General features: G+C 69.1%; 30 protein-coding genes. 24 read left to right on the plus strand and 6 right to left on the minus strand.

Going from position 1 to position 22,372, the window contains the following annotated elements:
• The first annotated feature begins 63 nt into the window (after positions 1–63).
• Both HUW46_RS17965 and HUW46_RS17970 read left to right on the plus strand, forming a co-directional pair.
• Positions 64–255 (plus strand): hypothetical protein, encoded by a 192-nt coding sequence (locus tag HUW46_RS17965; RefSeq protein ID WP_215548360.1) that lies wholly within the window; start codon positions 64–66, stop codon positions 253–255.
• On the plus strand, positions 227–2,140 hold the full coding sequence (locus tag HUW46_RS17970; protein WP_215548361.1) for a phage minor capsid protein: 1,914 nt from the start codon (positions 227–229) through the stop codon (positions 2,138–2,140). The genes HUW46_RS17965 and HUW46_RS17970 overlap by 29 nt, the downstream gene beginning before the upstream one ends.
• Before the next feature lie 238 nt (positions 2,141–2,378).
• Here the strand turns inward: HUW46_RS17970 and HUW46_RS17975 are convergent, their stop codons facing one another.
• Together HUW46_RS17975 and HUW46_RS17980 are read right to left on the minus strand one after the other, a co-directional pair.
• Positions 2,379–2,660 (minus strand): helix-turn-helix domain-containing protein, encoded by a 282-nt coding sequence (locus HUW46_RS17975; RefSeq protein WP_215548362.1) that lies wholly within the window; start codon positions 2,658–2,660, stop codon positions 2,379–2,381.
• Entirely contained in the window at positions 2,657–2,878 is a 222-nt protein-coding gene (locus tag HUW46_RS17980) for a hypothetical protein (protein ID WP_215548363.1), read from the minus strand. The genes HUW46_RS17975 and HUW46_RS17980 overlap by 4 nt, the downstream gene beginning before the upstream one ends.
• Positions 2,879–3,011: 133 nt before the next feature.
• On the opposite strand from HUW46_RS17980, the gene HUW46_RS17985 reads away from it, so the two are divergent.
• The 22 genes from HUW46_RS17985 (at position 3,012) to HUW46_RS18090 (ending at position 18,909) form a co-directional block, all read left to right on the plus strand.
• Positions 3,012–3,686 carry a hypothetical protein gene (locus HUW46_RS17985; RefSeq protein ID WP_215548364.1) on the plus strand — a complete coding sequence of 225 codons (675 nt, stop codon included), beginning with the start codon at positions 3,012–3,014 and terminating at the stop codon, positions 3,684–3,686.
• Between the two features lie 17 nt (positions 3,687–3,703).
• Positions 3,704–4,708: a major capsid protein gene (locus tag HUW46_RS17990; protein ID WP_215548365.1), complete on the plus strand. Its 1,005-nt coding sequence runs from the start codon at positions 3,704–3,706 to the stop codon at positions 4,706–4,708.
• Positions 4,708–4,992 carry a hypothetical protein gene (locus HUW46_RS17995; RefSeq protein WP_215548366.1) on the plus strand — a complete coding sequence of 95 codons (285 nt, stop codon included), beginning with the start codon at positions 4,708–4,710 and terminating at the stop codon, positions 4,990–4,992. The genes HUW46_RS17990 and HUW46_RS17995 overlap by 1 nt, the downstream gene beginning before the upstream one ends.
• Positions 4,993–5,061: 69 nt before the next feature.
• The gene (locus tag HUW46_RS18000) at positions 5,062–5,484 is read left to right on the plus strand and encodes a hypothetical protein (protein ID WP_215548367.1); all 423 of its coding nucleotides are present in this window, start codon (positions 5,062–5,064) and stop codon (positions 5,482–5,484) included.
• Complete coding sequence (locus tag HUW46_RS18005) at positions 5,475–5,804, plus strand: hypothetical protein (protein WP_215548368.1); 330 nt, start codon at positions 5,475–5,477, stop codon at positions 5,802–5,804. The genes HUW46_RS18000 and HUW46_RS18005 overlap by 10 nt, the downstream gene beginning before the upstream one ends.
• Before the next feature lie 12 nt (positions 5,805–5,816).
• The gene (locus tag HUW46_RS18010; protein WP_215548369.1) at positions 5,817–6,161 is read left to right on the plus strand and encodes a minor capsid protein; all 345 of its coding nucleotides are present in this window, start codon (positions 5,817–5,819) and stop codon (positions 6,159–6,161) included.
• The gene (locus HUW46_RS18015; protein ID WP_215548370.1) at positions 6,158–6,586 is read left to right on the plus strand and encodes a minor capsid protein; all 429 of its coding nucleotides are present in this window, start codon (positions 6,158–6,160) and stop codon (positions 6,584–6,586) included. Before HUW46_RS18010 ends, HUW46_RS18015 begins: the two co-directional genes overlap by 4 nt.
• A gap of 22 nt (positions 6,587–6,608) precedes the next feature.
• Entirely contained in the window at positions 6,609–7,235 is a 627-nt protein-coding gene (locus HUW46_RS18020) for a hypothetical protein (protein ID WP_215548371.1), read from the plus strand.
• Positions 7,207–7,725, plus strand: a complete 519-nt coding sequence (locus HUW46_RS18025; protein ID WP_215548372.1) for a phage tail tube protein — start codon at positions 7,207–7,209, stop codon at positions 7,723–7,725. The genes HUW46_RS18020 and HUW46_RS18025 overlap by 29 nt, the downstream gene beginning before the upstream one ends.
• Positions 7,725–8,270: a DUF7426 family protein gene (locus tag HUW46_RS18030; protein ID WP_215548373.1), complete on the plus strand. Its 546-nt coding sequence runs from the start codon at positions 7,725–7,727 to the stop codon at positions 8,268–8,270. Before HUW46_RS18025 ends, HUW46_RS18030 begins: the two co-directional genes overlap by 1 nt.
• 185 nt (positions 8,271–8,455) lie before the next feature.
• Positions 8,456–10,861, plus strand: a complete 2,406-nt coding sequence (locus HUW46_RS18035; protein WP_215548374.1) for a phage tail protein — start codon at positions 8,456–8,458, stop codon at positions 10,859–10,861.
• Positions 10,861–11,745 carry a phage tail domain-containing protein gene (locus tag HUW46_RS18040; protein WP_215548375.1) on the plus strand — a complete coding sequence of 295 codons (885 nt, stop codon included), beginning with the start codon at positions 10,861–10,863 and terminating at the stop codon, positions 11,743–11,745. The genes HUW46_RS18035 and HUW46_RS18040 overlap by 1 nt, the downstream gene beginning before the upstream one ends.
• Before the next feature lie 15 nt (positions 11,746–11,760).
• Entirely contained in the window at positions 11,761–12,960 is a 1,200-nt protein-coding gene (locus tag HUW46_RS18045; RefSeq protein WP_215548376.1) for a hypothetical protein, read from the plus strand.
• A complete protein-coding gene (locus tag HUW46_RS18050) occupies positions 12,960–14,090 on the plus strand; it encodes a hypothetical protein (RefSeq protein WP_215548377.1) in 1,131 nt (376 codons plus the stop codon). Before HUW46_RS18045 ends, HUW46_RS18050 begins: the two co-directional genes overlap by 1 nt.
• Positions 14,090–14,839: a hypothetical protein gene (locus HUW46_RS18055; RefSeq protein ID WP_215548378.1), complete on the plus strand. Its 750-nt coding sequence runs from the start codon at positions 14,090–14,092 to the stop codon at positions 14,837–14,839. The genes HUW46_RS18050 and HUW46_RS18055 overlap by 1 nt, the downstream gene beginning before the upstream one ends.
• 36 nt (positions 14,840–14,875) lie before the next feature.
• Positions 14,876–15,262 carry a hypothetical protein gene (locus tag HUW46_RS18060; protein ID WP_215548379.1) on the plus strand — a complete coding sequence of 129 codons (387 nt, stop codon included), beginning with the start codon at positions 14,876–14,878 and terminating at the stop codon, positions 15,260–15,262.
• Positions 15,263–15,289: 27 nt separating this feature from the next.
• Positions 15,290–16,282, plus strand: coding sequence for a glycoside hydrolase family 25 protein (locus HUW46_RS18065; RefSeq protein ID WP_215548380.1), 993 nt, complete (start codon positions 15,290–15,292; stop codon positions 16,280–16,282).
• Positions 16,283–16,284: 2 nt separating this feature from the next.
• On the plus strand, positions 16,285–16,593 hold the full coding sequence (locus HUW46_RS18070; protein ID WP_215548381.1) for a hypothetical protein: 309 nt from the start codon (positions 16,285–16,287) through the stop codon (positions 16,591–16,593).
• Between the two features lie 3 nt (positions 16,594–16,596).
• Positions 16,597–16,947, plus strand: a complete 351-nt coding sequence (locus tag HUW46_RS18075; protein WP_215548382.1) for a hypothetical protein — start codon at positions 16,597–16,599, stop codon at positions 16,945–16,947.
• Positions 16,934–17,236 carry a hypothetical protein gene (locus HUW46_RS18080; protein ID WP_215548383.1) on the plus strand — a complete coding sequence of 101 codons (303 nt, stop codon included), beginning with the start codon at positions 16,934–16,936 and terminating at the stop codon, positions 17,234–17,236. Before HUW46_RS18075 ends, HUW46_RS18080 begins: the two co-directional genes overlap by 14 nt.
• Positions 17,237–17,248: 12 nt before the next feature.
• Positions 17,249–18,292, plus strand: coding sequence for a hypothetical protein (locus HUW46_RS18085; protein WP_215548384.1), 1,044 nt, complete (start codon positions 17,249–17,251; stop codon positions 18,290–18,292).
• Complete coding sequence (locus HUW46_RS18090; protein ID WP_215548385.1) at positions 18,292–18,909, plus strand: hypothetical protein; 618 nt, start codon at positions 18,292–18,294, stop codon at positions 18,907–18,909. Before HUW46_RS18085 ends, HUW46_RS18090 begins: the two co-directional genes overlap by 1 nt.
• Before the next feature lie 8 nt (positions 18,910–18,917).
• Here the strand turns inward: HUW46_RS18090 and HUW46_RS18095 are convergent, their stop codons facing one another.
• From HUW46_RS18095 to HUW46_RS18110, 4 genes are all read right to left on the minus strand, one after another.
• The gene (locus HUW46_RS18095; protein ID WP_215548386.1) at positions 18,918–19,379 is read right to left on the minus strand and encodes an NUDIX hydrolase; all 462 of its coding nucleotides are present in this window, start codon (positions 19,377–19,379) and stop codon (positions 18,918–18,920) included.
• 81 nt (positions 19,380–19,460) lie between these two features.
• Entirely contained in the window at positions 19,461–20,102 is a 642-nt protein-coding gene (gene tmk, locus HUW46_RS18100) for a dTMP kinase (RefSeq protein WP_215548387.1), read from the minus strand.
• Positions 20,099–21,559 carry a B12-binding domain-containing radical SAM protein gene (locus tag HUW46_RS18105; RefSeq protein WP_215548388.1) on the minus strand — a complete coding sequence of 487 codons (1,461 nt, stop codon included), beginning with the start codon at positions 21,557–21,559 and terminating at the stop codon, positions 20,099–20,101. Before HUW46_RS18105 ends, tmk begins: the two co-directional genes overlap by 4 nt.
• Positions 21,537–22,355 (minus strand): hypothetical protein, encoded by an 819-nt coding sequence (locus tag HUW46_RS18110; protein WP_254126291.1) that lies wholly within the window; start codon positions 22,353–22,355, stop codon positions 21,537–21,539. Before HUW46_RS18110 ends, HUW46_RS18105 begins: the two co-directional genes overlap by 23 nt.
• Between the last annotated feature and the right edge of the window lie 17 nt (positions 22,356–22,372).

A 22,372-nucleotide genomic window follows, 5' to 3' on the forward strand; every position in this document is an offset into this window, starting at 1 on the left:
GAAGCACTCGCGCGCACAGTGCAGGCGCTCGGCGCGGCCGAGGCTGCCTCGACCGACGTGCGGGTGCGAACGGTTCACCCCGATTGGGACGACGACCAGGTGCGCGACGAGGTCGCCGCCATCCTCGCCGAATCCGGTCGGACGGTGCCCGACCCCGCGAAGTTCCGCGGGCTCGACCAGTTCCCCGCTCCGTCGGCGCCCGGCGACAACGTCGAGGGGGCCGCCGATGCCGTGGGAGCCCCCGCCCGGAGTTGATCCGGCCGACGTCATCGAGCAGCTCGCCGCGGACATCCTCGCCCTGTACACGCAGGCCGAGGCGCGGTTGCTCGGCGACATCGCCCGCCGGGTCCGCGCCGGTCAGGACGTGCCCGAGTGGGCCGCGCAGAAGGCCGCCGCGGCGCGTGAGCTTCGGCTCGCCGCCGAGCGGATCGCTACGCAGGTCACCGGGCAGGCAGGCCAGGCGGCCGCCGATTCCGTGTTCGCCGCGTGGCAGGCCGGCGCCGAGCAGGGGCTCGCGCAGCTTGCCGAACTCGGCGCGCTGTCACCTGAGCAGCTCGAGCAGCTCGCCGGCGTAGTGCCCGGAATGCAGGCGGCCGCCATCCTCGCCGCCGACCTCACCAGCCGACTCGAGGCGCTGCCGCTGCGCGTCTTGCGCTGGCAGCAGGACGCCTATCAAACGGCGGTCGCCGCCGCGGCGCCCGATCAGTTGCTCGGTACCGGCACGATCCACTCGGCGCAGCGCGCCGCGTGGGACCGGCTCGCCGCCCAAGGCGTGACCGGGTTCGTTGACCGCGCCGGCCGCGACTGGAATCTCGCGAGCTACGTCGAGATGGCCGTGCGCACCGCGACCGGGCGCGCGTGGAACGACGCGCACCTCGCCCGGATGGCCTCCGCCGGCGTCGAGCTGGTCACGATCACCCGCTCGCGCCATGCCTGCCGGCTCTGTACCCGCTGGGAAGGGCGGGTGTTGGCGCTGTCCGGCCCGGCCGGCGAGCGCCAGGTCGAGCACACCCTCACCGACGAGACGGTCACCGTCGACGTCGCCGCCACCGTCGAGCAGGCGCGGCTCGAGGGGCTCATGCACCCGAACTGTCGGCATCAGTTCGTGCCGTACCTGCCCGGGGTGACCAAGCTCGACGAGATCCGCGAGCACGACGCCAAGGCCGAGCAGGACCGCGAAGACCTGCGCGCGCTCGAGCGCAAGGTGCGCCGGAACAAGCGCAAGGCCGCGGCCGCGCTCACCGACGACGAGCGCCAGGCCGCCGAGCGCCGGGTGCGCGAGACGCAAGCCGAGATCCGCGAGCACGTGAAACGGACCGGGCTCAACCGCAAGCGCTACCGCGAGCAAATCAACCTCGGACACGGCGACCTCCGGGCCGCCGAGCGCCGGCGCGACCAGCTCGCCGACCAGGTCGCCGAGGGCAGCGCCGAGCAGAACCGGCTCGACGCCATCGCCGCCGAACAGGCCCGCCGGCGCGAGGCCGAGCAGCTCGCCGCCGAGCACGCCGAGCGCCAGGCCGCCGAACAGGCCGAGCGCGAAGCCTCCGAGGTGAACCTGCGGGAGCTGTCCGACGAGCAGCTCGCCGACCGGCTCGCCGAAGTCGGCGACGATGACGACGCGGTCGCCGCGGTGCTCGCCGAGCTGGACCGGCGCGAAGCCGACCAGCAGTACGCCGACGCGGTCGCCGACGACCCGGACGCCGAGAAGTGGGCCGAGGTAGACCGGCTCGTCGAGACAGGTCTCGACTACGAACAGGCGTACGCCGAGGTGTTCGACAAAGACGTCGAGAAGATGCGCCGCGAGGACGCCATCGCCCGACTTCGGCGCGAGGGCTACCGCGGCCGCGGGTTCGACGAACTCGCGCGCGCCGCGTACGCCGAGCGGCTCGAACGCGACTACTTCGCCGCCGAGGCCGCTACAAACGGGTTCCTGCTCACGCAGGAAGGCCAGCGCAACGGACTGGACCCGCGGAACCTGTGGCGTCAGAACGAGAACTACGCCCGCCGTTGGGCATCCGACGAGCTAAAGCAGTGGTGGGACGAAAACGGTAGGGTCACGTTCGACCAGTTCGCCGCCGAGTTGCTCGACGGCGGCAACGGAGAACGGTTCCGCACCGGGGGTGAGTCGTGGCTACAGTGACCGCCGAACAAGTCCGCGCCGCCCGGGAACAGGGTTACGCCGCTGGCTACGGTCTCGCGCCGCCGACGCCGAACCCTTACGCGCCAAGGCATACGCCCGAGTGGCTCAGCCCGCGAACGCCGGCCGAGCGCGCCCATCAGGAGAACGCCGAGCGGGGACCTCTCGCGATCGCGCGTGTGTGGCGACTGGCATATCAGGACGGGCAGGCGGCTTACGCGCGCGAACACTCCGAGACGAACTAGTCGGCTTGCACGAGGCTGTTACCGCTTCCGGGCATACCTGCGCGCCACTGTTCGATCTCGGGCACGCGCTCAGGGGCCCACCCGGGTACGTCGTCGATCTCGACGTCTGGCTCAGGGAACGGGTGCAGCGAGTCGACCGGGTACCGCTTGCGCCACTTGTTCACCGCCGAGCGGCTCACGCCGAGCCGCTCGCCGAGCGTTGCCGCTCCAATGAAACGACGACCGGGCGCCGCTGGTTCCTTCGCGGCGCCCGGCTTGGTGTCACGTCGCTTGTTCACGCGAGCACCACCCCGCCGAACAGCTCGTCGCGCACGTAAAACGACAGGGGGCCAACGGGTTCCGGCCACGCGAACGGCGTCGGCTTGGCGGCCGCGCGCTCAGCGGCGACCTCGGCGCACGCCTCCCAGATGTCGACCTGCCCCGGAACCTGGTCGGCGATGTGCTTGCGCAGCGCCTCGGCCTCGAGCAGCGGCCCGACCTCGAAAAGTGCCTGCATTTCGCTCCCTCTCCAAATGTCCGCGTTGTTGACACTCTATAGGCAATTCGTGGTGAGTGTCAACAACGCGGACACCTCCGTTTCCTCGGCCAGGCGCCGAGTTTCCCACCCCACGACCGCCCAGGAGGCAACCGTGTCCGCACCCATCACCCCGGCTAGTCCTGCCGGCGAGCCGTCCGGCACGGCCGGCGAACCGAATGCCACCGGCCAACCAGCCACCGGGGAGCAGGCACCGGCAACCGGCCAGCCGAGCGCGTCGGCACCGGCCGATCCGTCCGCGTCCGCGGATGAACTCGCGGCCCTCGAGCCGGCCACCCTGGCGAAGATGGTGCGCGACTTGCGCGCCGAGAACGCATCCGACCGCACGAGTGCGAAGACCAAGGCGGCCGACGAGGCGCGGCAGCAGCTCGCGCAGGACATCGGCAAAGCCCTCGGCTTGGTCGCCGGTGAGGATGACAAGGCCGACCCGGCCAAGCTCGCCGAGCAGGTCACCGCCGAACAGCAGCGCGCCCGCGCCGCCGCGGTCGAGCTGGCCGTGTTCAAGTCCGCCGGCCCGCTCGGCGCCGACCCTGCCGCACTGGTCGACTCGCGCGCGTTCCTGTCCGCGGTCGAGCAGCTCGACCCCACCGCGGCCGACTTCGCCGACAAGGTCGGCGCCGCGATCACCAAGGCCGTGACCGACAACCCGAAGTTGCGCGCCGCTGGCCAGGCGCCGCCGCGCAGCAGCGGACAGCACGCCGGCGGGACCGGCGGGAAACGCGCCGCGAAGTCGCTCACGGACGCCATTTCACGCCACTACGGCAACTGACCACTTAGGAGAGTCCCATGCCTGTGACCTTGGCGGAGGCCAAGAACAACGCACAGACCGACTACGACCCGGCCGTGATCGACGAGTTCCGCAAGGAATCGGCGATCCTCGACTCGCTGATCTTCGACGACGTCGTCAACCCCTCCGGCGGGGGCGCCACCCTCACCTACGGATACCGCCGGCTGATCACGCAGCCGACCGCGGATTTCCGCGCGCTGAACTCGGAGTACGCGCCGCAGAACGTCACAACCGCACCGTTTTCGGTCAACCTGGCCGTGCTCGGCGGAGCGTTCGAGGTCGACCGGGTTATCGCAAAGGTCGGCCCGGCCGCGTCCGCCGCGGTGTCGCTGAACATGTCGCAGAAGATCAAGGCCGCGAACACCCGGTTTCAGGATGCCGTGATCAACGGCGACACCGCCGTCGACACCAACGGTTTCGACGGGCTCGACAAGGCGCTCGTGGGTTCCACCACGGAGTTTCGAGCCGGCCAGGTCACCGACTGGACCGACTTCGACACCAACGCGCGCGCCGAGCACAAGGCGCTCGACGCCATCGACGAGTTCCTCTCACTGCTCGACGGCGCGCCGTCGGTGGTCATCGGCAACGCGAAGTCGCTTGCTCGTGTCCGGGCAGCAGCTCGGCGCGCGAGCATGTACACCCGCGACCCGGTCGAGGGGCTACTCGGCGTCAACGGGCGCCCGGTGGTCCGCGAGACATACGGCGGGGTACTGCTCGTCGACGCCGGTGCCAAGGCCGGCACGAACAACCCGATTGTGCCGATTCTCGGCCGGACCGTTGGCGGCACCGCGGCGACCGGGCTCACCGATTTGTACGCCTACCGCGTGGGACTCGACGGCTTCCACGGTGTCGCGACCGTCGGCACGCAGCTCGTCGAGAGCTGGCTGCCCGACTTCACCCTCGCCGGCGCCGTGAAGAAGGGCGAGGTGGAACTCGGCCCGGTCGCCGTCGCGCTCAAGGCCACGAAGGCGGCCGCCGTATTCCGCAACATCAAGGTGCAGTGATGCCACGACACACCATCGAAACCCCCGTCACCGACTACACGGGCACCGTCGCCGGCGTCCGCTTCACCGCCGGCCGCGGCGAGACCGACAACGAGAACGCCGTCGCCTACTTCCAGCGCCAGGGCTACACCGTGACGCCGGCCGAGGACGACGTCGAGCCCGACGAGCTGCCCGTCGACGACCCGCCGGTCGCCCCCGCGCCCCTCGACGAGGCACCGGTCGAGAACCCCTCGGCCGAGCCGGAAGGCACGAAGCGCGCCAGCCGCCGCACACCGGCGAAGTAGCCGCCGCGGTCGGCGCCCCGCCCCGACCGGGCGCCGGCCGCGGCTTCCACCAAACGAGAGGGGGTCGCCGTGGCGCGCGTGTACGCGACCGCCGAGGACTACGCGAACTGGCTCGACCTCACCACCCCACCCGAAGGCATCGCCCGGTCGCTCGCGCGCGCATCGCAGCTCGTCGACTGGCTGCTCGTGACCGCCGTCTACGCAACCGACCCCGTCGGGTACCCGACCGACCCGGACAAGCGCGCCGCGGTTCGCGATGCCACGTGCGCGACCGTCGCATGGTGGGAGGACACCGGCGACGACACCGGCGCCGCGGCCCGCTACACCTCGGCCGGCATCGGGTCCGTCACCTTGTCCCGGGCGAACACGCCGACCGCGGCAACCCCCGCCGGCGCACAAGCCGCTCGGCTCGCGCCCGAAGCCATGCAGCTACTCGCCGACGCCGGCCTCGGCGACGGCCCGGTCGAGCAGGAGGTCGCCCGGTGGCGATGACCATGCCGGCGTTCCTGCTCCCGCACACCGTGACCGTGAAGCCCTACGCCGGCACCGGCGCGTACGGGCCGAGCTTCGGCCGGCCGTTCACCATCCGCCGCGCCTACGTCGAGGACCGTCGCCGCCTGGTCCGCGCGTCCGATGGCGCCGAGACCATCAGCGAAACGACCGTCGTCGTTCGCCCCGGCCCGGCGATTCCGGCCGGCTCTGAGGTGACCGTGTGGCCCGGCACGCCGGCCGCACGCTCGGCGACAGTCATCACCTCGAGCACGTTCGATCACCCCAGCGCGCCGGCGCATCTAGAGATCACGCTCACGTAGGAGGTACCCGCCGTGCGGCTCAAGACTGAGTTTCACTGGAAAGGCGACCACCTCATCGACGAATTCACCCGCGGCGCAGAGAAGGGCGTCAAGCTCGCCGCCGAGCACGTTCGCAGCGTCGCCGTGAACCGAGCGCCGAAAGACACCGGTGCGCTCCGCAACACCGGCACCGCGACCACGGACGGACTCACCGGCGCCGTCTCGTTCGACACCGAGTACGCCGTGCGCCAGCACGAAGAGACCACTTGGCACCACGAAGACGGCCAGGCGAAGTACCTCGAGACCGCGCTCGACGACGAGATCGACGTCGCCCGGCAGATCATCGCCGCGCAGATCCGCAAGGCGACCCGGTCGTGAGCTTCCTATCTGAACTCGGCGACATCCTCGCCCGCCACCTGGCCGCGGCAGGGGCCGGCGTTTACCGGCCCGACGGGGTCTACGCGCCCGGCGAGACCGGCATCGTGTTCGGCGCCATACCGGCCGAGCCGCCGCGGGTGGTCGCGCTGCTGCTGTACCCGCTCACTGCGGATACGGACGCCGACGCCGAGTACGGCCTGCGCATCCGGTACCGCTCGGCCGGCCAGGACCCGCGCGACGCGCTCGACATGGTCGACATCGCGTTCGACGCGCTCGCCGGTGCCGGCGAGCAGCAACTCGGCCTCGCCGTCCACCTGATCACCCGCGAGACCTCAAACCCCAGCGGCACCGACCAAAACGGCCGCTACCTGCACACCGACACCTATCAGGTTCGGGCACATCACCCGACCATGTTCAGACGGTAGGCGATACCCGTAAGTTGACTACATGCAAACCGGACAAGTCTCCATATGGATACCGATTATCGTAGGAATCATCGGCTTAATCAGCGTGATCAGCGGCCAACTAGTGAACGCATGGCGAGAGGATCGGCGGCTACGCCGAGACCAAGAACGCGAAGAAATCCGATGGAACCGGGAACTCAAAAAAGAGTTCAAGAAGCAAAAATTAGAAGACTCGTCCCACTGGCGAGACAAGAGGTTTCACCTCTACACGGAGCTACTATCCTTTACCAGGGAAGCATTTAGGATCACATCAGTCCGATTGATGGAGCTAAAAACGGGGGAAATACGCTCAGGAGATAGCTCTCACCTACCCGTCAGAGACCGCCTATACGACAGCCTGAGTAAGCTTGAAGAAATGCAGCGGGACGTGACATTGCTGTCTGCCACAACTTCCGCAAGGAATAGAATAAACGAGATCCTTGACGGGCTTAGCGAATACATCACAAGGGTTGTCGACATACAAAGAGGGGTCGCCAACGTTAGCGCACATCACATAGGCGGCGTTAACCAAATTATCGAAAATTTAGTACTGATCATACGTGAAGATCTTCGAATCTCTCACGATGACGAGGAGGAAATCTATGGCGCTGCGCTCCATGCTGGCGAGTGATTGGGTACTCGAGATCGACGCGTCGACAAACGCAACGGCCCCACAGTGGACGCCCGTCCGTGGGCTGTCGAGCTTCTCGGAGTCCAGCGACGACAACACCGAGGATGACGCGACGAACGACGCGCCTGGCTGGGGTTCGGACGTCATCACGCAGCGAAAATGGAAGATCGAGGCCGAGGGCAAGCGCAAGCGCGACACCAAGGCCAGCACCTACACCCCGGACGCGGGACAGGAGTTCATCCGCAAGGCCGCCCGGAAGGTAGGTTTCGAGGCCGACGTGCATGTGCGCTGGTACCGGCGCGATGGCTCGCCGGATGCATCCGAGGGATGGGCGCAAGTGTCCGAGTTCGAGAAGGGCGGCGAGACGACCGACCTCGAGCCGTTCAACTTCACGTTGCTGGGCCAGGGCGCGCCGCTCGAAATCGCCAACCCCGTGACCGTCCCGCCTGCCGGCGCGGCGGCCGCCTCGACCGCGAACGGGGGTAAGTGATGGCGTATCGGGATCTCGACGAGCTGCTCGACGGCGGGCTCGAGCTGCCCATCGGCGGCAAGGTCTACGCCGTACCACCAGTCGACGCCGAGACCGGTCTGCGCTTGCAACGGCTGCACGACTGGATGTTCGGTGTAGCGGCCGCGGTCAAGGCGCACGAGGACGACCCCGACGCCGGCGAGCTGTCGGTGCCCGAACCGGGCGGCGAGCTGCTGAGCGACGCGCAAGAAATCGACATGTACCGCAAGTCGCTCGGTACCGCCTACGACGAAATGCTCGCCGACGGCGTCGCGTGGCCGCGGTTCAAAGTCGCTGGCATGACGGCGTTTCTGCACCACACGCAGAGCGCCGAGGCCGCCGAGGCGTACTGGAACACCGGCGGCCGCCCGGAAGCCTCGGCGGGGAATCGGGCGAGCCGTCGAGCGGCGGCCCGATCGACCCCGCAACGGGCATCCGCGAGTGGTACGAGCCGGACACGGAAGGCGGCGCCGGCGACGGCCCGCAGTGGCGGCAAATCCTCGAGCGCTGGTCGCTCGTCGAGCTAGACCTGCACGAAATCTACGCCGTCGACATCGAGGCGCCCGGCCTGCTGCGCGCCCGTTCGTGGCGCTGGCTGCGCATCCGCATCGCCGGCCTGTTCTCCACCGACGCCAGTCGGTTACGTCGCGCGCTGTACCCGGAGGCTGACCGCCCCCGCCCTTGACTGAGCAGCGGGCGGGGGTGGTCCCCCGTGGCGCTCACCATCGGTGAGCTTGTCGGTTACCTCCGCATCGACGACAAGGGCGTCGCCGGCAAGCTCGCGCAGGCCCGAGCGAGGTTCGCGGCCGCGGCACGCGACACCGACGTCTACGACAACGCGCTCGTGCGCGCGGGCAAGTCCGCGGCCAGCATGGCGAACTCGGCCGGCGCGAGCGCGCTCAAGATCGGGGCACTCGCCGGCGCCGCGAACCTCGCCGGCGGGGCGCTCGGCGCTCTCGGCGGGGGGCTCGTCACCGCGTCCGGCGCGCTGCTGATCCTGCCGGGCGCCGCGGTCGCCGGTGGCGCCGCGCTGGTCTCGCTCAAGGTCGGCATGTCCGGCTTCGGCGACGCGATGAAGAACATCGACGACCCGAAGAAGTTCGCCGAGGCCACCGCGAAACTCGCCCCCGCAGCGCGCGACGCCGCGAACGCCGTGCGCGAGATAAAACCCGCGTGGGACGCGGTGAAAAGCTCGGTACAGCAAGAACTTTTCTCCGAGATGGGGTCGGTTGTTCGCCAGCTCGGCGGACAGTACATGCCGATTCTCAAGCGCGGCATGACCGACGTCGCCTCGAGCTTCGGTGTCGGCGCCGCCGGCCTGGCCGCGTTCCTGCGCGAGGCGCAGACAGGGCGCGACGTCACGACGATTTTCGACAACAGCTCGACCGCGGTGTCGAACCTGGCCGAGACTGCGCGGCCGCTCGCGCAGGTGTTCCGCGACGTGGCGACCGTCGGCTCGACTGTGTTCGCCGACCTCACCACCGGCGCCGGCTCGGCCGCCGAGCGGTTCGCCGCGTTCATCGCGCAGGCCCGGCAGTCCGGGCAGCTCGAGGCGTGGATGCGCAACGGGCTCAACGCGCTACAGCAGCTCGGCCAGCTCGCCGGCAACGTCGGCGGCATCGTCGCCGCTGTCTTCCGGGCGATGTCGACGAACGGTGTGTCGACGCTCGACGTGCTCGTGCAGGCAACCGGCGCCGTGCGGGAGTTCCTCAACTCCGCGCAGGGCGCCACCCTGCTACAGCAGATTTTCGGCGGCATCGCCGCGGCCGGCCGCGGCTTGGCCCCTGTGTTCGCCGAGGTCGGCCGCGTGCTGGTGTCCGATGTCGGACCGGCGATTGCCGTGCTCGGTCCGCAGCTCGGCGCCGCGCTCGCCTCCCTGGCCCCCGCGGTCGCCCCGCTCGGTCGGGTGCTCGCTGCCCTGGCCCCGGTGGTCGGCGCGGTCGCGCAGAGCTTGGCCGGCGGGCTGGCCTCGGCGATCGTGGCACTCGAACCGGCCGTCGTGGCGCTCGCTCCCGGGCTCGCGACCCTGGCCGGCCAGATCGGCACCGTTCTCGCTACCGCGCTCCAGCTCGCCGGCCCCCTGCTCGCGCTGCTCGCCGGTTTCCTGTCCGACAACATGACGTGGCTAGGCCCGCTGGCTCTGGCCGTTGGCACTGTCGCCGTCGCGATAGGTCCGCTAGTGTCCATTGTGGGCGCTCTGTCGTCCGCTTTTCGCGTAGCTACAACGGTTTTCAACGCGCTACGGGTAGCGATGCTGGCTAACCCGTTCCTCGCGATCGTGGCCGCGGTAGTCGCGCTGGCTATCTTGATCATCTCGAATTGGGACACGATCAAGGCAGCCCTAGCGGCTGCCTGGGAGTGGATCAAGAGCACAGCCTCGGCCATTTTTGGGGCTATAGCTGACTTTTTCTCCGGAATCTGGTCCACGATCACCGGCGCCGTCTCGGCCGCCTGGGACTTCATCACCGGCCTCGTCTCCGGCGCACTGAACTTTGTCCGCTCGACTGTCCAAAATGGACTAAATGCTGTGCTGGGATTTTTCCGCAATATTTGGTCGAGTGTGTCCGACGCCGTCTCAAATGGAGTGTCGACCGTACTGTCGTTCGTCGGCAGCCTACCCGGCCGAGCGCTGTCGGCGCTAGGCAACTTCGGTTCGCTGCTGATCTCGATCGGTGGCGACCTGCTGCGCGGACTCTGGAACGGCATTTCCGGCGCCGCCGATTGGCTCTGGTCCAAGGTAAAGAGCTTCTTCGGCTCGCTGCTTCCCGGATGGGTCAAGGACATGCTCGGTATCTCGAGCCCGTCGAAGGTGTTCGCCGACATCGGCCGTTGGATACCGCCCGGCCTCGCCGGCGGTATCGACAAGGCGGCCGGCGTCGCGACGCGCTCGGCGTCCGACCTGGCCTCGCGTGTGTCCGCCACGATGGCGGACGGTCTGAACACTCCGGCGCTCGCGTTCGCGGGCGCGACTGGAACGGGGTCCGGTGCGGCCGCCGGTACGTACGCGGCGACTGGAAGCCGTGCGACTGTCCACATTGACCAGTTTCACGCGACCCCGGCGCAGTCGCCGGCCGACATCGCCGGAGAACTGGACTGGTTGAGCCGCGGGGGTGGGTAGTGGCTGCTGGGGACCTGATCACCCGCGACGGACAACTCGAGTGGCACGGCGAGCTACTCGGCGCCGGTACGGCCTACGGGTGGCGCGCTCTCGACGGCTGGCTCGACCTGCCGCAGATGCGCGGCGGCGACATCGACCGGCCCGGCCAACATGGCGCGTTCCCGGGGCAGTTGCTCGCGCAGTCCCGCACCGTCACCTACTCGTATGTGATCTCGGCTCGGCGAGCTACCCGCGAGCAGTACGCGGCTGCGGTCGCCCGGTTGCGTGCCATCACCACGCCGAGCGAGAACCCCGACGAGGAACCGCTCGTGATCCGGCTCGACGGTCGGCGCTGGCAGGCGCTCGCCCGGTGCACGCGCCGGTCGGTGCCGACCGGGCTCGAGTACGACGTCGGCTACGTCGCCGGCGCGCTGCAATGGGTCGCCACCGATCCCCGGTTGCTCGAACTGCCCGGCTTCACCGCGTCGACGATGCTCGGCGCGACGGATTCCGGCGGGCTCGGCTTCCCGGTGCGGTTCCCGATGCCGTTCGGCGCCGCTGCCCGTGGCGGGGTGATCACGTGGACGAACACCGGCACGGCCGAGGCGTGGCCGGTGTGGCGTATCGCCGGCCCGGTCCGCGGTCCGTCCATCACTCGGCGCGATACGGGGCAGGCGCTCGAGTTCGACCCGGATTGGTTCATTCCCGCGGGGCAAGTCGTCGAGGTCGACACGCTCGCCCGAACCGTGTTGTTCGTCGGCAGCAACGTCTCGGCGTCCGACCGCCTGTTCACCCGAGGATGGTTCAGCTTCCCGCCCGGCCGAGAGGCACAGGCCGTTTTCGCTTCTGCCGCACCGAGTTCCGACTCTCGCCTGTCGGTGACCGTGCACAACACCGCCATGTGAGACGGAGGTTTCCTCATGCCCGAGCGCAACTCGTGGGCCGTCGGGTCCACCGATAAACCGCTCATCAGCACCGAAGACGCGCGACTCGCCGTGTCCGCGCTGCTCATTCCCGGGGCGAACGCCGTCACCGCACGCAACGGCATCCGGCCCGCTCCGGGAACCCCCGGGCGCGTCCACGCGGCCGGCACGGCAAACGGCTCGATCGTGGTCGAGCCGTTCCAAGGCGCCGTACGCGCTTCCCGCGGTATCGGGTCCTACCTGGTGTCGCTGGATACAGCGAAGACCCTCGACGTGCTCGCCGTCCCTGCCGATCCAGCGAACGACCGCTACGACCTGGTGATCGCGCAGCAGTCCGACGAGTTCTACCTCGACGCCGCGACACGGTTCGATGTGCGGCTCGTTCGCGGCAGCGCCTCGGCGACGCCGAGCGACCCCGTGGTCGACGGTTCGCGCGACTGGTTCACGCTCGGCCGCGTCCACGTGATCGCCGGCGCGAACAAGATCACCGACGCCATGATCGACCAGCTATCGCCCGGGTGGACGGTCGCCCTCGGCGGGCTGCTGCCCGTCGGCAGCGCCGCCGAGCGCAACGCGCTCGCCGCGTATCCCGGGCAGTCGGTCTACCGCATCGACAAGGGATGGAGCGAGGTTTACGACGGCACCGCGTGGCGCGTCCACGGACAGGTGACCGCGGTCGCCCTGTCCGACATCACCGACCCGTACCCGAGTCAGCTCGTCGTACTCGCCAGCACTGGCCGGCTCTACCGCTGGAACGGCGAGAAGTGGCTCTACGCCGCGATGCTCAACGGAGCGACCCCGGGCGGCGACTGGACGATCACCACCAACCAGCCGACCTCGAACGCGCCGACTCTGCTCACCTTTCCCCAGATCAACCGGCCACCGGGCGGCATCACGCTCGCCGGTGGGGTGTTCACCATCGAAGAACCCGGCTGGTGGGACCTCTCGCTGAACCTGCGCTACGGGATCGCTGTCACCGACAAGTACGCCATGATCGGCGGCTCGTCCGCGGGGAACCTGTGGGCGAAGGACAGCACAGCCGGCGGCGGCAACAACGTCTCTGCGTCCACCTCGAGGTGGCTCGACAAGGGCGCAACGTTCCGGTGCTACGGCTACTCGGGCACGGCGAGCGCAGTCACCAAGGAATCGCCCGGCGACCTGATCAGCGGCTTTACCGCCGTGTGGCGGGGGCCGTGATGGCGCTGCCTACGTACACGTTCCTCGTCGCCGACATGCGCAGCGGCAACGTGCTCGACGAGCTGCCTCTGTCCGGCGTCAAGTACAACCGGCCGTTGAACGACGCGGGGAAGTTCTCCGGCACGTGGGATCTGGCCCGGCACCCGTCGACGCGCCGGCGTGACCCGTACGAGCTGACGATGCCGGCCCGGCGCGCGCTCTACGTCCTGCGGGATGACCGGCCGATGTGGGGCGGGCTCATCTGGACCCGCAAATACGACAGCAGCACCGGCACCGTCGAGATCCAGGGCGCGGACTGGTGGAGCTACTTCGACCACCGCAAGGTGTTGCCGCTGCTGCCCGACCCGGTCGCCGTCGACCGCGTCGCGAAGCTCACCACCCGCTACAACGACGCCGAGCAAAACGACATCGCGCGGCGCCTGGTGCAGCTCGCCCAATCGCACGCCGGTGGCGACATCCGGGTCGAGGTCGACGACTCGCAATCGTTCATCTACCGCGACCGCGAATACCCCGGCCACTCGCTCACTGACACCGGCGAGGCCCTGCGCCAGCTCTCGCGCGTCATCAACGGCCCCGACATCATGTTCGGCGTCGCCCCGGGCACCGGCGGCCGCGTCCGTCGCATCATGCGCGTGGGCACGCCGCGGCTCGGCCAGACCGGCACCGCGCACGTGTGGGAGACCGGCGGCAACATCCTCTCCTACGTCTGGCCGTCGGACGCTACGCGGATGGCAACGCGCACGTTCGCCACCGGTGACGGCATGGCCGAGGGAACCCCGATCGCCGTCGCCGAGGACACCGCGAAGTACCCGGCGCACTGGCCGTTGCTCGAGTCCGAACAGGGCTACTCGAGTGTGAGCGACGTCGAAACACTGCAAGGTCACGCCGACGCCGACCAGCTCGTCGCCCGGTTGCCCGTCGTGCTCCCGACGCTCACCGTCCGCGGCGACACCGCCCCCTACGTCGGCGAATGGGACACCGGCGACGACGTCCGCGTCGTCATCCGCGACGCGTTCATGCGCCGCGGACTGGACACCGCAATGCGGATCGTCGACGCGCAGTACGCGCCCGGCGAATCCGTCGAAACCGTCACCATCACCATGAGCCCGCTCATCGAGGACGCCGCCTAATGCAGGTCAACCAGCCTTCCAACATCATCGACCGCGTCATCGCCCTTGAACGGGAGTTGGCCTCCGTGCGCAAGAAAGTCGGCTTGTCCTCGGCCGTCATCGCCCGGGGCGGGTTGACCCTCGTCGACGACAGCTACATCAAAGTGACCGACTCCGACGGCGTCGAAATCCTCTACATCGGCCCGGATTCCCAAGGCAAGCAACGGTTTGTGCTCCGCCGCGAAGGCGGCGCAACCCTCATGTACACGGCGGGCTCGGCGCAGTTCGGCCGCGACTTCTGGGCCATGGCCGACTCAACCGGCCGCATCGTCGTGTCCGACAACGCCGAGGTAGGAGTCGGTCTCGCGCGCCCATGGCTTCCCATTGTCCTGTATCCGATGTTCATCACCCACACCTACAGTTCCGACCCCGCGCTCGGCGAGACCTTCGGCTATATGGACATCGACACCCGGAAGCTCAGCGGCGAAACGACGTTGTGGGAAGGCCGCGCGTCCGTCTCGCATCCGTGGGTCACCATCGATGGTGTCTGGGGCCAGTCCTTCGATAAACCCGACGTCACCTACCGACTCAAGTTCGACGGCACCGAAGTCGGGGCGTGGCGCGTGAACGTCGGCGCCGTCGTAACACGACAAGGCCGGTTCAGCGTGGCCGAGTTCGTCGGCCGCGACTGGGTCGAAGTCACCTTGACCGCCTCGGCGTCCGGCGCCGGCGCGATCGCCTGCCAAGTCCTTGGCTGCTACTGCATGTAGCCCGAACTATCCTATCCCGCAAGGAAAACCGAACCCGTGAACCTCGCCGGTCTCGGCGTGCTCGACATCGCCGGGACGGCGGGTGTCGCTGTCGCCGCTTACCTCGTCGTCCGTCGCGTGTGGACAGCCACGCGCAATGCCGCCCGCGGACTGCGGCGGCTCGGTCACTTCGCCGACGACTGGTTCGGCGAGCCCGAACGCAACGGCTCGCCGGCGCGGCCCGGCGTCATCGAACGCATTGCCGCCATCGAAACCGACGGCACCGCCACCCGTGACAACGTGCGCGACCTCGTCGAGCGCGTCGAACGGGTCGAGCACGAGTTGCGCCCCAACTCCGGCGTGAGCTTGCGCGACGCAATCGACCGTGTCGAGAACGCCGTCGCCGACCCAACCGAGCCGCTCAACGACCACAAGAACCGTTGACACACAACCCCTTTTCGAGAGGTGACCATGCTCTACGGCATCGACATCAGCCACCACCAGGGCGGCGCGTTCGACCTACGCCGCTCCCGCGCCGAGGGATTCGACTTCGCCTTTCTCAAGGCCACCGACGGCGCCGGATGGGTCGACCCGCAGTTCGGCCGCAACCTCGGCGAAGCGCGCGGCGCCGACCTGCTTGTCGCCGCCTACCACTACCAGCGCGGCAACGCCTCGGCCGCGGCGCAGGTCGACACCATCACCCGCACCGTCCCGCGCGACGTGCCCGTGATTCCCGATGTCGAGAAGGACGGCGGAAACCTCGCGCTCACCCGCGACATCGTCGCCCGGCTCCGCGGCGCCGGCTACACCGTGCCGCTCGTCTACGTCCCGCGCTGGTACTGGCGAGACACCCTCGGCTCGCCGGCGCTCGACGGCCTGCCGCCGTTGTGGTCGAGCCGATACCCCGACATGAACGGCGGATACGCCTCCCAGATTTACGAGCGCGTACCGGCGAACTACTGGGACGGCTACGGCGGCGCCGGTGTCGAGGTCTTGCAGTTCACCAGCTCGGCCACCGTCGCCGGACACACCCCCGTCGACGCCAACGCCTACCGCGGCAACCGCGACCAGCTCGCCGCGCTGCTCTCGTCCCCATCCCAGCCACAGAAAGAGGTCGACATGCCTGCCATTCCCGTATCCCTGCCCTACGCCGCCGACTGGAACTATGTAGCGCTCCCGTTCGAGAGCAACGCCAACTCGACGGTAGTCGGCGACGCCTGGTTCACGATCTTCGCCGCGTGGGGCGAAGTCGAGTACGAAGTCGTCACCATCGGCGGCGGGCTCAAGCTCGTTGGCCTGATCGGCACCGCACCGACCACCGGCCGGCTCGCCGACCGACAGCGGAATTTCTGGCAGGTGCCGAGCGGGCTCGAGGGCATCGCGCTCCGGTACCGGGCGCGCAACGCTAAGGGCGAGGCCACGAACGGCCGCATTGGCTACTCGTTCCCGCAGAAGGGGAAGTGACCATGACCGACCCCACCCCGCAGCGCCAGCTCGGCGAGCGGCTCGCCGCGTGGCTGCGCTCGGACCACGTCACGTCGTGGGTGCGCACCGTTGTACCCGCACTGTGGTCGGCCGGCGTCGCCTACCTCGTCGCGCTCGGCCTGCCCGACTGGCTCACCGAGCCGGCGAACGGGCTCGGCCAGACCGCCGCCGTTCCCGTCGTGCTCGGCGCCGTCTACGCCGGCCTGCGCTGGCTCGAGCCGCGGGTGCCGAACTGGCTCGCGCGGTTCCTCCTCGGCTCGACTCGCCCGCCCACCTATCCGCAGGAGTAGCCCGTGCCCGCCCTGCACGACGACGTCGTGATCGAGAAGGGCGCCGAGTGGGGTCGAGCGTGGCCGGTCACCTCAGGTGGCCGGCCGCTCGACCTTTCCGGGTGGACGGTGCGCGCGCAGGTCCGCGAACGCATCGACGCCGGCGACGTGCTGCACGAGTGGTCGACCGCAGCCGGCAGCGCCAGCACCGCGGACTCGCGGGTCACGCTCACCGTGACCGCGGCGACCTCGCGCGTCTGGCCGTGGCTCGCCGGCGTCTTCGACGTCCTGCTCATCGACCCCGGCGGCCGCGTCGCCCGGATCGTCGAGGGCACCGTGCGCGTGTCTCGGGGGGTGACCCGTGGCAGCCCTTGAGCCCGAAGCCGGCCCGCCGGTCGCGCTCGACTGGCTCGCCGTCGGTGCCCCCGTCGACACCGCACCGCCCGGCGAGCCGGGCAACGTCCTCGAGTTCGGCCACCGCCACGAGCAGACCATCGCCGCCGCGGTCTGGAACGTCTTTCACCCGCTCTCGTTCACCCCCGCCGGTGTGCACGTCATCGAGTCCACCGGCGAGCCGCTGCTCGGTGTCGTGACCTACCCCGCCGCCGGACACGTCCGCGTCGAGTTCTCCGCGCCGTGCTCCGGCGTGGCCTATCTCAGCTAGGAGACCCCGCTCATGGCCGATGTACGTTTCGGCACCAACACCGACCACGGGCTCAACGAGGCCCGCAACCTGGTCGCGCACAAGGTCGCCAGCCTCCCGGCCGGCGCCGAGGCGCAGGTCATCTACCACAACGGCCGGTTGAAGATTCGCGACGCCGCGGGCAACTGGATCGACCCGACCGCCCGCGCGAACCACACCGGCAACCAGCCGGCCTCGACCGTGTCCGACCTGCGCGCGACCGTCACCGGGTATCGGCTCGACGAGTTCGCCGCCCCGACTGCGCCCGTCAACGTCGGCGCGCAGCGGATCACCAACGCCGCGCCGGGCTCGGCCGCCGGCGACCTCGCCACCTATGGACAGCTTCAAGACGCTGTAGCCACGGCGGCCGCCGGCGTCTCGTTCAAAGCCGCCGTACGGCTGGCCACCACCGGCCCCATTACCCGCACCGGGCTCGCCGCCGTCGACGGCATCACCCCGAACGCCGACGACCGCGTACTCGTCAAGGCACAGGCCGACCCGGTCGAGAACGGCATCTACCTCGCCAAGGCCGGTGCGTGGGCACGCTCGGCCGACGCCGACAGCCCCGGCGACCTGCGCGGCGGCGCCGTCGTCGCCGTTCAGGAAGGCGCCACCAACGGCGACCGGCTCTACCTGCTCACCACGAACGGCAGCATCACCCCGGGCGAGACCGGGCAGACGTGGGCCGTCTACGGCACCGGCTCGGACGGCTTCACCCTCGCCGGCGCCGGCCTGCTCGCCGTCGGCGCGGACACGATCGCCGTCGGCGCCGGCCGAGGCATCCTCGTCACCGCGGACGCCGTCGCCGTCGACACCGCCGTCGTCGCCCGCAAGGTCATCGCCGACGTCTCGCCAACCGGCGCCGGCGGAGTCGGCATCCGACACGGGCTCGGAAATCAGTTCGTCGACGTCTCGGTCTACGACATCAGCACCACCATTCCGACGCTCGTACTCGTCGGCGTCGACCTCACCGACGCCGACAACGTCGCGTTGTCCTTCGGCGCCGCCGGCACCTACCGCGTGGTGGTGGTCGGGTAGTGGGCGGCGCACTCGAGTACCGCGGACCGGTGCCCGTCGACGGGGTCGACCTGGCCACGATGGGGCAGCTACCCATCGTCGAGGCGCAGGCCACCGACACCACCCTCTACGGCGACCAGGTCTCGACCCTTCGGCGCACCGATGCAATCTGGGGCGAAACCCTCTCGCCCGGCTACCTCACCGTGTGGGCCACCATCGCGCCGCGGTCGCTCCTCGCGAGCGTCGCGAAGTTCTGCGTCTACGCCACGCACACCGGGCTCGCCGGATTCGACTTCGGCGTCTACGTCGGCCCGACCGTGTCCAGCCTCGACCGCAAGGCGACCGTGTCCGGGCTGAACTGGATAGCCACCGTCGGCATGAAGTCGGTCAACCTCGGCACCCTCGCCGTGAACCGCGGCGACGCCGTCGCGTTCGCCGGACTCACCACCGGCAGCGGGACCGCGCCGAGACTCGCCTCGACCACACCAGCCACCGGCGCCGGCGCGTCCGCACTGCTCAACGAAACCCCGTACAGCGTGTACCGCGCCGGTCAGGCCGCGCCGTTGCCGACCACGCTCAACCTGAACGATGCCGTCTGGACTCGAGCGAATCAGAAGTTTTGGGGTTCGCTGCGCTGAGCAGCCGGTCAGGCCAGAACGGGCCGCGGCTGATCAGCCCAGCCAAGCAGGCCGAACGGGACGCCGTCGAGGTAGGCGCGGATGCCGGCGAGCGGGTACGGGATCACGTCGTCGGGCAGGTTGTCGAGCGGGAACCATTCGACCGCCGAGCACTTGTCGGGTTCGCGGTTGCAGGGCTCGCCGGACCAGCGACGAGCCTCGAAGAACACGCCGAGCCGCGGCATCGGCCCGGAACCAGCGACGTGCACCGTGTGCACGTGGCGCAGCTCGGCGGGGTCGACGCGCACGCCGACCTCCTCCTCGGCCTCGCGCGCAGCACCAGCCGGTAGCGACTCGCCGGCGTCGAGCTTTCCCGACGGCAAGTGCCACATACCGCCGCCGTAGGTCCCGCGCCGCTGCGTAAGTAGCAACTCGGCACCGCGGACAAGCAAAACGTGTACGTCAATGATGGTGTGTTGCCCATCCGGCATTCGGCGAGATCCTCACGAGGTGGCGTTGCAACTCTGCGAGCCCGCGGGTGCCGGACGGGCACGCCGCAGACCCGCCGGAGGCTACGCCGTCACCGCTGGCGCGTCGGGACGCTCCACCAGGTCGGCGATTCGTGCCGTGAGGTAGACGGCGACATCGACCGGGGACGCTTCTCCTGTGTCCACGGCGAGGACTGGATAGCCGCGCGCAGCAAGGCGCTTCGCAGTTTCCTCGTACAGGTCGCTCTCTTGTTTGCTCGAGCACTCACCAGTGTGGAACCGATCGTGCGCGCCGCGAGCTGCGACTCGCGCCGCTGTGATCGCTGGCGGCGCCTGCAAGATGACAGCGAGGTCGGGTCGGTCGGCTGCCGAGTTGATCACCTCGACGTACGGCAACGGCACGCCGTCCATGCGTTGCAGCACGTAGGACGACGCGACGTAGCGGTCGCACACGACGATGGAACCGGCGTCGAGGTGCGGGCGCACCTCGGTCTCGAGGTGGTGATAGCGATCGGCGGCGACCAAACACGCAAGGGCGCGCCCGCGGTAGGTCTCGGTGTGATGCCGAGCGATCTCGCCGAGCGCTGCGCGCGACGGCTCGGTCGTGTCGTGCACCTGATACCCGCGCTTGCCGAGGTACTCGCGCAGCATCCGGGTTGTGGTGGTCTTGCCGACACCGGCCGGCCCGTCGATGGTGACGAACACCCCGCGGCTCAAGTCATTCACGCGGCCGCCCTCCGGTCGTACTGCGCCCGGGAGACAGCAATCAGGTTGCGCCGGACGTAGTCGATCGGCGCCTCGCTCAACTGGATGTTGACGGAGAAATTGAACTCGTCACGTTCGCGCATCGACTCGTCGACGCCATCCGAGGTGAGGTCAACGGCGGTGTAGTTGAGCAGTTGCTCGGCTGTGTACTTGCCGGACTTCATCAGCTCGCCCCAGTCGGGCGTACCGGGGTACGGTCGGTACTCGAACGCCGACGCGCGGAACCGGCCCGGCAAGCGATCGGTGATGTCCCATAGGTCGTGAACGAGCCGCACTGTGTCGTCGATCTCGGCACAGGCTTCGGTCGGAAACCCCACGATGAAATAGCCCTTGACGTTGATCCCGCGCTCGGTGAGTCTGCGGACCACCGTGCGCGCCATGTCCGGGGTGATGCGCTTGTCGATACGGGTCAACATGCGTTCGTTGCCCGACTCGACACCGAGCGCGACCTCGCGCAGACCGTTCGCCGCGAGCGTGTCGAGCACGTCATCGCTCGCCCGGTGCAGCACGTTAATCCGGCCAGTGGCGTCCCACCTCGCCCAGTCGCCGACGTGGTCGGCAGTAAAGGCACGCATCATCGTCTCAATGACTCGCTGAGCACCGAGGAACAAGTCGTCGACGAACCGGAAGGCATTCACACCAGCTCCGCGAAGCTCGTACATCTCGTTGAGGATGTTGTGCGGCTCCCGCGTGCGGATGGTGATATCCGGATTCGCCGACTTCGCCGCACCGCAGAACGAGCAGTTGTAAAAGCAGCCGCGGGCGCCGACCATGTTCGCCTCGAGCCGGCCGTTGTCCTGGTGCGGGTCCTGCGCGAGGTATCCCCGGTCGACGAACGGCAAGCCGTTGATATCGGGCGTGAGGTAGTGCGCGCTGTTCCCTACTCCGCCCGTGACTGGTGTGCGCATGATCGGGTCGATCCACATCACCCCGGGCAGCTCGGCCCGTCGTCGGTGGTCGTCGAGCAGAGCGGCGACCCGCGTTTCGCCTTCCCCGATCACCAATGCTTCGCACTGGCTCATCCGGCGGTCGCGCAGGATCTCGACCGGCATCGCTTTCGCCTGGTGCCCGCCGAGCATGAGCATGATGTCGCGGTCGAGCCGATCGGCGATTCGCGCGCTGATCGCGTACGTGGGCGCAAGCAGGTTGAACCCGACCCACCGCGGGGCGGCCGCGTTCACTAAGCGGGCAGTCTGCTCGACGCCGAGCCCGTGCGCCTCGGCGTCGAGCACGCCGACGTTGAAACCTTGCGCGGCCGCGTACGTCGCGATGTAGGCCATACCGAGCACCGGCAACGTGAAGTCGTTCACCCGCGGCCGCTGGTCGTAGTCGCGCAACGGCGCGTTGACGAACAGAATGTCGATTTCCCGGCGAAGGTCGGCGCCGGCGATCAGATCAGAGAGCAACTCCGGTTGCATGTCGAACTCCCCAAGCGAGGGTGAGCAGCGTCCACTCGGACAACTGCGCGCCGGCCATCGCTTGCCACAACCGCCCGAACTCAGGTTCGGGTTCCGGCCAGGAGACCGAAGGCGCGAGTTTGCCCGCCCAGGTGCGCACCGCGAGGTCGGCGAAGGGATAGAGGCTGTAGTCGTTGGTGACGTCGGCGGCAGTGGCACCAGCCGTCCAAGGGCCGATCCGGCGAACGCTCTGCACGGCGGCGACGAGCTGCTCGCCCGTCAAACCGGCCCAGTCATCGGCCGCTTTGAGGCTCGCCTCAGCGGCCGAGCGCAGACCGCCGCGAAAGAACTTCATCCGCAGCATGTCGAACTCGGCGTCGGACAAGGTGAGCACGGTCTCGGGCGAGGGGAACAACCACACCGGGCCGGCCGTGGTGTCGTACCGCTCGCCGTAGGTTTCGCAGAACCGGCGGTAGTTCTCGCGCGCAGTCGCGGCCTTGATGACCTGACGGGTAACCGCTGTGCCGAGCGCTTCCCAGACGTCTGAGGTGCGCACGCGAGCGACGGGGCCGTCGGCCCGCAACGGGTCACACATCACCGCATCGCCTACCAGCGTCCGCGGGTCGAACGTGTCGAAGACCGGTGCGACGTCGGTGTCGCCAGCAAGCTTGACGGCGTCGATCCGGTGTCCGCCGACGGGCACCGGCGTGCAGATCACCGACCACACCGAGCCAGCCGACCGGAGCACACGCCGAGCGCGCCCAGCGTCGTCACGCAGCCATCCGGGGTGGTCAAGCATCATGATCGGTTGCGACACGTTCGGCCCTTCTCTCG

Origin of the sequence: Amycolatopsis sp. CA-230715, assembly GCF_018736145.1 — a bacterium.
Lineage (GTDB): Bacteria > Actinomycetota > Actinomycetes > Mycobacteriales > Pseudonocardiaceae > Amycolatopsis.

What these genes read in the sequence shown, in the direction of transcription:
- HUW46_RS17995 (WP_215548366.1), top strand. Translation starts at nt 4,708, where the DNA reads ATGCCACGACACACCATCGAAACCCCCGTCACCGACTACACGGGCACC.
- HUW46_RS18105 (WP_215548388.1), bottom strand. Translation starts at nt 21,559, where the DNA reads ATGCAACCGGAGTTGCTCTCTGATCTGATCGCCGGCGCCGACCTTCGC.
- HUW46_RS18050 (WP_215548377.1), top strand. Translation starts at nt 12,960, where the DNA reads ATGGCGCTGCCTACGTACACGTTCCTCGTCGCCGACATGCGCAGCGGC.
- HUW46_RS18095 (WP_215548386.1), bottom strand. Translation starts at nt 19,379, where the DNA reads ATGCCGGATGGGCAACACACCATCATTGACGTACACGTTTTGCTTGTC.
- HUW46_RS17990 (WP_215548365.1), top strand. Translation starts at nt 3,704, where the DNA reads ATGCCTGTGACCTTGGCGGAGGCCAAGAACAACGCACAGACCGACTAC.
- HUW46_RS18055 (WP_215548378.1), top strand. Translation starts at nt 14,090, where the DNA reads ATGCAGGTCAACCAGCCTTCCAACATCATCGACCGCGTCATCGCCCTT.
- HUW46_RS17980 (WP_215548363.1), bottom strand. Translation starts at nt 2,878, where the DNA reads ATGCAGGCACTTTTCGAGGTCGGGCCGCTGCTCGAGGCCGAGGCGCTG.
- HUW46_RS18025 (WP_215548372.1), top strand. Translation starts at nt 7,207, where the DNA reads ATGGCGCTGCGCTCCATGCTGGCGAGTGATTGGGTACTCGAGATCGAC.
- HUW46_RS18045 (WP_215548376.1), top strand. Translation starts at nt 11,761, where the DNA reads ATGCCCGAGCGCAACTCGTGGGCCGTCGGGTCCACCGATAAACCGCTC.
- HUW46_RS18070 (WP_215548381.1), top strand. Translation starts at nt 16,285, where the DNA reads ATGACCGACCCCACCCCGCAGCGCCAGCTCGGCGAGCGGCTCGCCGCG.
- HUW46_RS18030 (WP_215548373.1), top strand. Translation starts at nt 7,725, where the DNA reads ATGGCGTATCGGGATCTCGACGAGCTGCTCGACGGCGGGCTCGAGCTG.
- HUW46_RS17970 (WP_215548361.1), top strand. Translation starts at nt 227, where the DNA reads ATGCCGTGGGAGCCCCCGCCCGGAGTTGATCCGGCCGACGTCATCGAG.
- HUW46_RS18020 (WP_215548371.1), top strand. Translation starts at nt 6,609, where the DNA reads ATGCAAACCGGACAAGTCTCCATATGGATACCGATTATCGTAGGAATC.
- HUW46_RS18065 (WP_215548380.1), top strand. Translation starts at nt 15,290, where the DNA reads ATGCTCTACGGCATCGACATCAGCCACCACCAGGGCGGCGCGTTCGAC.
- HUW46_RS18085 (WP_215548384.1), top strand. Translation starts at nt 17,249, where the DNA reads ATGGCCGATGTACGTTTCGGCACCAACACCGACCACGGGCTCAACGAG.